Source organism: Klebsiella sp. 1SOBk5mer, from assembly GCF_046603115.1.
Taxonomy (GTDB): Bacteria; Pseudomonadota; Gammaproteobacteria; order Enterobacterales; family Enterobacteriaceae; genus Klebsiella; species Klebsiella quasipneumoniae.
Map to the genome: position 1 here is coordinate 616,249 of NZ_JBKIUU010000002.1, position 9,203 is coordinate 625,451.

Annotated in this window: 8 protein-coding genes and 3 tRNA genes; all 11 read left to right on the forward strand. The window is 58.9% G+C overall.

The features are described from left to right. The first annotated feature begins 229 nt into the window (after positions 1 to 229). A complete protein-coding gene (locus tag ACLH1U_RS08730) occupies positions 230 to 940 on the forward strand; it encodes a metal ABC transporter ATP-binding protein (protein ID WP_072413489.1) in 711 nt (236 codons plus the stop codon). After that, positions 937 to 1,800 carry a metal ABC transporter permease gene (locus ACLH1U_RS08735; protein WP_023290767.1) on the forward strand — a complete coding sequence of 288 codons (864 nt, stop codon included), beginning with the start codon at positions 937 to 939 and terminating at the stop codon, positions 1,798 to 1,800. The genes ACLH1U_RS08730 and ACLH1U_RS08735 overlap by 4 nt, the downstream gene beginning before the upstream one ends. A gap of 7 nt (positions 1,801 to 1,807) precedes the next feature. Continuing rightward, positions 1,808 to 2,686, forward strand: a complete 879-nt coding sequence (locus ACLH1U_RS08740; protein WP_102007166.1) for a metal ABC transporter substrate-binding protein — start codon at positions 1,808 to 1,810, stop codon at positions 2,684 to 2,686. A gap of 138 nt (positions 2,687 to 2,824) precedes the next feature. Continuing rightward, a complete protein-coding gene (pncC, locus tag ACLH1U_RS08745; protein WP_032453814.1) occupies positions 2,825 to 3,322 on the forward strand; it encodes a nicotinamide-nucleotide amidase in 498 nt (165 codons plus the stop codon). Between the two features lie 90 nt (positions 3,323 to 3,412). Continuing rightward, entirely contained in the window at positions 3,413 to 4,471 is a 1,059-nt protein-coding gene (recA, locus tag ACLH1U_RS08750; protein ID WP_004205686.1) for a recombinase RecA, read from the forward strand. 70 nt (positions 4,472 to 4,541) lie between these two features. Next, positions 4,542 to 5,042 carry a recombination regulator RecX gene (recX, locus tag ACLH1U_RS08755; RefSeq protein ID WP_023290764.1) on the forward strand — a complete coding sequence of 167 codons (501 nt, stop codon included), beginning with the start codon at positions 4,542 to 4,544 and terminating at the stop codon, positions 5,040 to 5,042. A gap of 250 nt (positions 5,043 to 5,292) precedes the next feature. Next, the gene (alaS, locus tag ACLH1U_RS08760; RefSeq protein WP_032453813.1) at positions 5,293 to 7,920 is read left to right on the forward strand and encodes an alanine--tRNA ligase; all 2,628 of its coding nucleotides are present in this window, start codon (positions 5,293 to 5,295) and stop codon (positions 7,918 to 7,920) included. Between the two features lie 363 nt (positions 7,921 to 8,283). Further along, a complete protein-coding gene (gene csrA, locus ACLH1U_RS08765; RefSeq protein WP_000906486.1) occupies positions 8,284 to 8,469 on the forward strand; it encodes a carbon storage regulator CsrA in 186 nt (61 codons plus the stop codon). 321 nt (positions 8,470 to 8,790) lie between these two features. After that, a tRNA-Ser gene (locus ACLH1U_RS08770) sits at positions 8,791 to 8,883 on the forward strand. 4 nt (positions 8,884 to 8,887) lie between these two features. Next, positions 8,888 to 8,964, forward strand: a tRNA-Arg gene (locus tag ACLH1U_RS08775). A gap of 150 nt (positions 8,965 to 9,114) precedes the next feature. Further along, a tRNA-Arg gene (locus ACLH1U_RS08780) sits at positions 9,115 to 9,191 on the forward strand. The last annotated feature ends 12 nt before the right edge of the window (positions 9,192 to 9,203 follow it).

The following is a 9,203-nucleotide window of genomic DNA, read 5'->3' on the forward strand; positions in this document are numbered from 1 at the left end:
AAGCGCAGCGCGACCGGGGGACTTCTCGCTTATCCTCCTGCTTTTTCCCGTTTGCCTGCCGTTTGTCGACCTTTGTTACATTTCCGCTCCCCGACGCTGATTTACAATCTTATTTCGCCCCTGTATTGTTATGTTATAACATTCAATAGAGGTGGGATATGTTCACATCGGTTTTTATGGCATCCGGCGTGGCGCGCCTGGCCATCGCGGGAACGCTGCTGGCGGCGCTATGGCTGGCGACCTGGTGGGCGGTGACGCTGCCATGATTGAACTGGAACAACTGGTAACCGGCTATGGCGGGGTGGCGATCACCCCGCCGCTGAGCGGGATGATATGCCCCGGCAGCCTGACGGCAATCGTTGGCCTCAATGGCTGCGGAAAATCGACCCTGCTGAAAACCCTCGCCGGGTTTCTTCCGCCGGTCAGTGGCTGTCTGCGCTGGCAGGGAAAGCGGCCGGTGATTGGCTGGCTGGCGCAGCGCCATGCCCTCGAGTCGCAGTTTCCTCTCAACGTGCAGGATGTGGTGAGCCAGGGCGCATGGCCCGGCGTGTCGCTGCTGCGCGGTCTGGGCGGCGATACCCGGCGACGCATCGGCGCGGCGCTGGAGCGGGTCGGGCTGGCGAGCCTGGCGAAAACCCCGATCGAAGCGCTCTCCGGCGGTCAGTTTCAGCGCATGCTGTTTGCCCGGGTGCTGGTGCAGCAGGCGCCGCTGGTGATGCTCGACGAGCCCTTCACCGGCATTGATGAAGCGACCAGTCGCGAACTGATGGATTTGATCCTCGACATGCACCGGCAGGGGCAGACCATCCTGGCGGTGCTGCATGATAACCAGCGGGTAGCCGACTTTTTCCCGGAGACGCTGCTGCTGACCCCCCGGCGCGCCTGCTGGGGCGCCACCCGGGCGGTTCTCCCGGCCTTCAGCCAGGCGAGGTCGGCATGATCTGGCACACCTTCTTTCAGCCTTTTATTGAATTCGGCTTTATGCGCCGGGCGCTGGTGGTCTGTTTGGCGCTGTCGCTAAGCACCACCATGCTGGGCGTCTTCCTGCTGCTGCGGCGCATGAGCCTGATGGGCGACGCACTGTCGCACGCCATTCTCCCCGGCGTGGCGGTGGGCTATCTGCTGAGCGGCATGTCGTTGCTGGCCATGACCCTTGGCGGCTTTGTCGCCGGCATCGCGGTCGCGCTGGTCGCGGGATGGGTGAGCCGGCGGACGCCGTTAAAAGAGGACGCCAGCTTTGCCGGATTTTATCTTGGATCGCTGGCGCTGGGCGTCACCCTGGTGTCGCTGCGCGGCTCCAGCGTCGACCTGCTGCATCTGCTGTTTGGCTCCATTCTGGCGGTGGACCGTGACGCGGCGCTGTTTGTCAGCGGCGTCGCCAGCCTGACGCTGCTGTGCATCGCGCTGTGCTACCGCGGTCTGGTCAGCGAGGCGTTCGACAGCGCCTGGCTGCAGGTGAACCACCGCCGGCTGCCGGCGCTGCTGCATGGGCTTTTTCTGGCGCTGCTGGTGCTTAACCTGGTGGCGGGGTTTCAGGTGCTCGGCACGCTGATGGCGGTAGGGGTGATGATGCTGCCGGCGGTCGCCGCGCGCTGCTGGGCGCGAACGCTGCCGGGCATCCTGCTGCTGGCGGCGCTCTCCGGCGCGCTCTGCGCCTGGCTGGGTTTGAGTCTCTCCTGGGCGGCCAGTCTTCCCGCCGGGCCCGCCATCGTGCTGACCGCCAGCGCGCTGTTTTTTATTTCGCTGTTTTTTGGCACGCGCAGCCGGCTGCTGGTCGGCTGGCGCAAATTGATGGGGTAAGGAAATGATGAAACGTAGTGCAATAGTGGTCGCGCTGGCCTCCGGCCTGATGGCGCAGGGGGCGATGGCGAAAACGCTGAATGTGGTAAGCAGTTTTTCGGTGCTGGGTGATATGGTGCAGCAGGTCGGCGGGGAGCATGTTCATGTGGACACCCTGGTCGGCCCGGATGGCGATCCGCACACCTTCGAGCCGTCGCCGAAGGACAGCGCGCTGCTCAGCAAGGCCGACGTGGTGGTGGTTAACGGTCTGGGACTGGAAGGGTGGCTGGATCGCCTGATTAAGGCCTCTGGTTTTAAGGGCGAGCTGGTGGTGGCGTCGAAGGGCGTCAAGACCCATACCCTCGATGAAGATGGCAAAACGGTGACCGATCCCCACGCCTGGAACAGCGCGGCGAACGGCGCGTTGTATGCGCAGAATATCCTCGATGGACTGGTGAAAGCCGACCCGGAAGATCAAGCGGCGCTGACGAACAGCGGCAAGCGTTATATCGAGCAACTGACGGCCCTCGACGGCTGGGCGAAAGGGCAGTTCAGCGCCATTCCGCAGGCAAAGCGCAAAGTTCTCACCAGCCATGACGCCTTCGGCTATTTTGGCCGCGCTTATCACGTGACCTTCCTCGCGCCGCAGGGGCTCTCTTCAGAGAGCGAGGCCAGCGCGGCGCAGGTGGCGGCGCTGATTAAGCAAATCAACGCGGACGGCGTCCATACCTGGTTTATGGAGAACCAGCTTGACCCGCGACTGGTGAAGCAGATCGCCAGCGCCACCGGCGCGCAGCCCGGCGGAGAACTCTATCCTGAGGCGCTCTCCGCCCCGGGTGGCGTCGCGGATAGCTATGTCAAAATGATGCGTCATAACGTGGCGCTGATCGCCGCCAGCATGAAGTAATCGTGCAATTTCTCATCCCGGCGCCGCCGGGATGATTCATTTTGGATGTCCCCTCGTAAATTCCACACCTCGTCCCCATATCTCTGTGGAAAGTGCTATCTTTGATGGCCTCTTTATCCGGAGCAAAGCGGGGCGATAATGACCGATTCAGAATTAATGCAGCTAAGCGAGAAGGTTGGCCGGGCGCTGAAGGCGCAGGGCGCGACGGTGACCACGGCGGAATCCTGCACCGGCGGCTGGATAGCGAAAGCCATCACCGATATTGCCGGCAGCTCAGCGTGGTTTGAACGCGGTTTTGTGACCTACAGCAACGAGGCCAAATCGCAAATGATCGGCGTCAGCGAAGCGACGCTGCGGGACAACGGCGCGGTGAGCGAACCGGTGGTGGTGGAGATGGCGATCGGCGCGTTGCGCGCCGCGCGCGCGGACTATGCCATCTCGGTAAGCGGCGTCGCCGGGCCGGATGGCGGCAGCGACGAAAAGCCGGTCGGGACGGTGTGGTTTGGCGTCGCCAGCGTCAGCGGGCAAGGGGTGACGCGGCGGGAATGCTTTGCCGGAGACCGCGAAGCGGTGCGTCGTCAGGCGACGGCCTACGCGCTCAATCTGCTCTGGCAACAATTTCTACAAAAGACTTGATACTGTATGACTATACAGTATAATTGCCTCAACTGAACAAATATTAACGGCGAAGCGAACAGGCTTCACCCTGCATGATTAGGAGTAACAATGGCGATCGACGAAAACAAACAGAAAGCGTTGGCGGCTGCACTGGGCCAGATCGAAAAGCAATTCGGTAAAGGCTCCATCATGCGCCTGGGTGAAGACCGTTCTATGGACGTAGAAACCATCTCCACCGGCTCGCTTTCTCTGGATATTGCGCTGGGCGCCGGCGGTCTGCCAATGGGCCGTATCGTCGAGATCTACGGGCCGGAATCCTCCGGTAAAACCACCCTGACGCTGCAGGTTATCGCCGCAGCGCAGCGCGAAGGTAAAACCTGTGCGTTCATCGATGCGGAACACGCGCTGGATCCGGTCTATGCGCGCAAACTGGGCGTGGATATCGACAACCTGCTGTGTTCTCAGCCGGATACCGGCGAGCAGGCGCTGGAAATCTGTGACGCGCTGGCGCGCTCCGGCGCGGTTGACGTCATCGTCGTCGACTCCGTCGCGGCGCTGACGCCGAAAGCGGAAATCGAAGGCGAAATCGGCGACTCTCACATGGGCCTCGCGGCGCGTATGATGAGCCAGGCGATGCGTAAACTGGCGGGTAACCTGAAGCAGTCCAACACGCTGCTGATCTTTATCAACCAGATCCGTATGAAAATCGGCGTGATGTTCGGTAACCCGGAAACTACCACCGGCGGTAACGCGCTGAAGTTCTACGCCTCCGTGCGTCTGGATATCCGTCGCATCGGCGCGGTGAAAGAGGGCGATAACGTCGTCGGCAGCGAAACCCGCGTCAAAGTAGTGAAGAACAAGATTGCGGCGCCGTTCAAACAGGCTGAATTCCAGATCCTCTACGGCGAAGGCATCAACTTCTTCGGCGAGCTGGTTGACCTCGGCGTGAAAGAGAAGCTGATTGAGAAAGCGGGCGCCTGGTACAGCTACAACGGCGACAAAATTGGTCAGGGTAAAGCGAACGCTATCACCTGGCTGAAAGAGAACCCGGCGGCGGCGAAAGAGATTGAGAAGAAAGTGCGCGAACTGCTGCTCAACAACCAGGACTCTACGCCGGACTTCGCCGTTGACGGCAACGACGCAGAAGAAACGGAACAAGATTTCTGATATCGTCTAACAGAGTGATAAAGGGCTGCTTATGCGGCCCTTTTGCTTTTTTTAGATTATTGAGGTGCCTGTGACTGAACCTTCATCACGCCGATCCGGCTATGCTCGTCTGCTGGACCGCGCTATCCGTATCCTGGCGATGCGCGACCACAGTGAACAGGAGCTGCGGCGCAAACTGGCCGCTCCGGTGATGAGCAAAAACGGCCCCGAGGCGCTGGACGTCACCCCTGAAGAGCTGGAGCAGGTGGTGGCCTGGTGTATCGAAAACCGCTATCTCGACGATAATCGTTTTGTCGGCCAGTTCATCGCCAGTCGGAGCCGCAAAGGCTATGGCCCCGCGCGCATTCGTCAGGAGCTCAGCCAGAAAGGCATTGCGCGCCAGGCCGTTGAACAGGCGATGCGCGAATGCGATATCGACTGGGTGAGCCTTGCCAGGGCGCAGGCGCAGCGTAAATACGGTGAACCGTTACCATCCGCCTTTACTGAAAAAGTGAAAATCCAGCGATTCCTGCTGTACCGTGGCTACCTGATGGAAGATATCCAGGAAATCTGGCGAAATTTTGCAGATTGACCCATCCGGGATTTTACTTCGCCGTAAAGAAAACTTATCTTATTCCCACTTTATTCCGTCGGGCCGCTGGTTGTGACAGTGCAGGCAGCGTCCTGGGCGATTATTCCTTTACACAAAATCATTCAAGCTGCATCAGGGCGGCAAGAGAGACTATCTTCCGCAGCGCACGTCAGTTCGGTGCCGGAAGAGCAAGCGCAGCCAGGACAGAGGCGACTTGAAGGATGACGTGTAGCTTGATTTCAGGATAATTATGAGCAAGAGCACCGCTGAGATCCGTCAGGCGTTTCTCGACTTTTTCCATAGCAAGGGACATCAGGTAGTTGCCAGCAGCTCCCTGGTGCCGCACAACGATCCGACCCTGCTGTTTACCAACGCAGGGATGAACCAGTTCAAGGATGTCTTCCTTGGTCTCGACAAACGTAATTATTCGCGTGCGACCACCGCGCAGCGTTGCGTGCGTGCGGGTGGTAAACACAACGATCTGGAAAACGTCGGTTACACCGCGCGTCACCACACCTTCTTTGAAATGCTGGGCAACTTTAGCTTCGGCGACTACTTCAAGCAGGATGCCATCAAATACGCGTGGGAACTGCTGACCGGTGAGAACTGGTTCGCGCTGCCGAAAGAGAAGCTGTGGGTCACCGTTTACGAGACCGATGACGAAGCATTCGACATCTGGGCCAATGAAGTAGGCGTCCCGCGCGAGCGAATCATCCGCATCGGCGACAACAAAGGCGCGCCGTTTGCTTCAGACAACTTCTGGCAGATGGGCGACACCGGTCCGTGCGGCCCGTGCACCGAAATCTTCTTTGACCACGGCGATCACATCTGGGGCGGCCCTCCGGGAAGCCCGGAAGAAGACGGCGACCGCTACATTGAGATCTGGAACATCGTCTTCATGCAGTTCAACCGTCAGGCTGACGGCACCATGGAGCCGCTGCCGAAGCCGTCCGTCGACACCGGTATGGGCCTGGAGCGTATTGCCGCGGTGCTGCAGCACGTTAACTCCAACTATGACATCGACCTGTTCCGCGATCTGATCGCCAGCGTGGCGAAAGTCACCGGCGCCACCGATCTGACGAACAAGTCGCTGCGCGTAATCGCCGACCACATTCGCTCCTGCGCCTTCCTGATCGCTGACGGCGTTATCCCGTCGAATGAAAACCGCGGCTATGTGCTGCGTCGCATCATTCGCCGCGCGATCCGTCACGGCAACATGCTGGGCGCGAAGGACACTTTCTTCTGGAAACTGGTTGCCCCGCTGATTGCCGTGATGGGCTCCGCCGGCGAAGAGCTGAAGCAGCAGCAGGCTCAGGTTGAGCAGGTGCTGAAAACCGAAGAAGAGCAGTTCGCCCGCACTCTGGAGCGCGGACTGGCGCTGCTGGATGAAGAGCTGTCGAAGCTGAAAGGCGACACCCTGGATGGCGAAACCGCCTTCCGTCTGTACGACACCTACGGCTTCCCGGTCGACCTGACCGCGGACGTCTGCCGCGAGCGCAACATCAAGGTTGACGAAGCCGGCTTTGAGGCCGCCATGGAAGAGCAGCGCCGCCGCGCGCGCGAGTCCAGCGGTTTCGGCGCGGACTACAACGCGATGATCCGCGTTGACGGCGCCTCTGAATTTAAAGGTTACGATCGTCTGGAGCTGAACGGCAAAGTGACGGCGCTGTTTATCGACGGCAAAGCGGTGGATAGCGTCAGCGCGGGTCAGGAAGCCGTGGTGATCCTCGACCAGACCCCATTCTATGCGGAGTCCGGCGGCCAGGTGGGCGATAAAGGCGAACTGAAAGGCGCGGGCTTCTCCTTCGCGGTCAGCGACACGCAGAAGTACGGCCAGGCCATTGGTCATATCGGTAAAGTCGCCAGCGGCTCCCTGAAAGTGGGCGACGCGGTGCAGGCCGATGTGGACGAGGCTCGCCGTCAGCGTATCCGTCTGAACCACTCCGCGACGCACCTGATGCACGCGGCGCTGCGCCAGGTGCTCGGCACCCATGTGGCGCAGAAAGGCTCGCTGGTCAACGATAAAGCGCTGCGCTTTGACTTCTCGCATTTCGAAGCGATGAAGCCGGAAGAGATTCGTGCAGTGGAAGATCTGGTCAACGCGCAGATCCGTCGTAACCTGGCTATCGAAACCAACATTATGGATATCGATGCCGCGCGCGCATCCGGCGCCATGGCGCTGTTCGGCGAGAAATACGATGACCGCGTCCGCGTGCTGCAGATGGGCGACTTCTCCACTGAACTGTGCGGCGGGACTCACGCGGCGCGTACCGGTGATATCGGCCTGTTCCGCATCACGTCTGAGTCCGGTACCGCCGCTGGCGTGCGCCGTATCGAAGCGGTGACCGGTGAGGGCGCGATAGCCATGCTGCACGCGCAGAGCGATCAGCTCAGCGATATCGCACAGCTGCTGAAGGGCGACAGCCACAATCTCGGCGAGAAAGTTCGCGCCGCGCTGGAGCGTACCCGACAGCTGGAAAAAGAGCTGCAGCAGCTGAAAGAGCAGGCTGCGGCGCAGGAGAGCGCAAACCTCTCCAGCAAAGCGGAAGAGATTAACGGCGTTAAGCTGCTGGTCAGCGAACTGGCCGGCGTGGAGCCGAAGATGCTGCGTACCATGGTTGACGACCTGAAGAACCAGCTGGGTTCGACGGTTGTGGTGTTGGCTACGGTCGCAGACGGTAAAGTTTCCCTGATTGCCGGTGTGTCTAAGGATGTGACAGATCGCGTGAAGGCTGGGGAGCTGGTTGGTATGGTCGCTCAGCAGGTGGGCGGTAAAGGGGGCGGTCGTCCGGATATGGCGCAGGCCGGTGGTACCGATGCGTCTGCTCTCCCTGCAGCGTTAGCCAGTGTGAAAGGCTGGGTCAGCGCAAAACTGTAATAACTATAAGCGCATATACCCTAAATAATTCGAGTTGCAGGAAGGCGGCGACGCAGCGAATCCCCGGGAGCTTACTCAAGTAAGTGACTGGGGGGAGCGAGGAAAGCCAACACACATGCAACCTGAAGTATGACGGGTATAGGTGCCGTAACCTCAGGGAAATGGCACCTTGCGCGAGAAACACCGATAACGATAAAGTCGGGTTGAAATTGTGTATATCGGCTAAACTTAGGTTTAACAGAATGTGATGCCATGACTGCTTATACCGTAAGGTATTTGTCATCGCTTACTTTTTGGCGTTATATGATGGATAATGCCGGGATACGAGAGACCCGACTCTTTTAATCTTTCAAGGAGCAAAGAATGCTGATTCTGACTCGTCGAGTTGGTGAGACCCTCATGATTGGAGATGAGGTCACTGTGACAGTTTTAGGGGTGAAGGGTAACCAGGTTCGTATTGGCGTAAACGCCCCTAAAGAAGTATCTGTTCACCGTGAAGAGATCTACCAGCGTATTCAGGCTGAAAAATCCCAGCAGTCCAGTTACTAAGGTTTCCGCGCCTCGCTGTTCAGTGAGGCGCATCACTTACCGCCGCTTTTTCCCTTTTTCTGTTTTTTCCCCTGCGCCATACCGCTTTTCATCACCCTTTGCTGCTTTGGTCGTTTGGCGTTATGCCTGCGTCAGGGCTGATTTCCTGTTGATAAATTGCCCTTTTTGCCGTTTTTGCACGCGAATTGCGTGCGAAGTGTGCAAACGAAAAAAGGTCTCGAAAAAGTGTTTGACTTATAAGTACCAGAAAGTAATATGTGCGCCATCGCAGCGACGAAGAGCAGAAACAAGTTCTTCGAAGCACTCGAAAGAGGCGTGTGTGGTGAGGTGGCCGAGAGGCTGAAGGCGCTCCCCTGCTAAGGGAGTATGCGGTCAAAAGCTGCATCCGGGGTTCGAATCCCCGCCTCACCGCCATTTTGCATCCGTAGCTCAGCTGGATAGAGTACTCGGCTACGAACCGAGCGGTCGGAGGTTCGAATCCTCCCGGATGCACCATCTTCTTTCTGAATGAAGAGAGAAGAGCGCTGTGAAAGCAGCGGCCCGCAGTGCGAGGCATAATCGAGTCACTCTACCGATTAGGCCGTCATACTCAGTGTGGCATGTGTTAGTTGTGACACTGACGCGTAGTAAAGCAAGTTTCCCGATGCATCCGTAGCTCAGCTGGATAGAGTACTCGGCTACGAACCGAGCGGTCGGAGGTTCGAATCCTCCCGGATGCACCATATTCTCCTTAG

What these genes read in the sequence shown, in the direction of transcription:
- ACLH1U_RS08730 (WP_072413489.1), top strand. Translation starts at nt 230, where the DNA reads ATGGCTGGCGACCTGGTGGGCGGTGACGCTGCCATGATTGAACTGGAA.
- ACLH1U_RS08735 (WP_023290767.1), top strand. Translation starts at nt 937, where the DNA reads ATGATCTGGCACACCTTCTTTCAGCCTTTTATTGAATTCGGCTTTATG.
- ACLH1U_RS08740 (WP_102007166.1), top strand. Translation starts at nt 1,808, where the DNA reads ATGAAACGTAGTGCAATAGTGGTCGCGCTGGCCTCCGGCCTGATGGCG.
- pncC (WP_032453814.1), top strand. Translation starts at nt 2,825, where the DNA reads ATGACCGATTCAGAATTAATGCAGCTAAGCGAGAAGGTTGGCCGGGCG.
- recA (WP_004205686.1), top strand. Translation starts at nt 3,413, where the DNA reads ATGGCGATCGACGAAAACAAACAGAAAGCGTTGGCGGCTGCACTGGGC.
- alaS (WP_032453813.1), top strand. Translation starts at nt 5,293, where the DNA reads ATGAGCAAGAGCACCGCTGAGATCCGTCAGGCGTTTCTCGACTTTTTC.
- csrA (WP_000906486.1), top strand. Translation starts at nt 8,284, where the DNA reads ATGCTGATTCTGACTCGTCGAGTTGGTGAGACCCTCATGATTGGAGAT.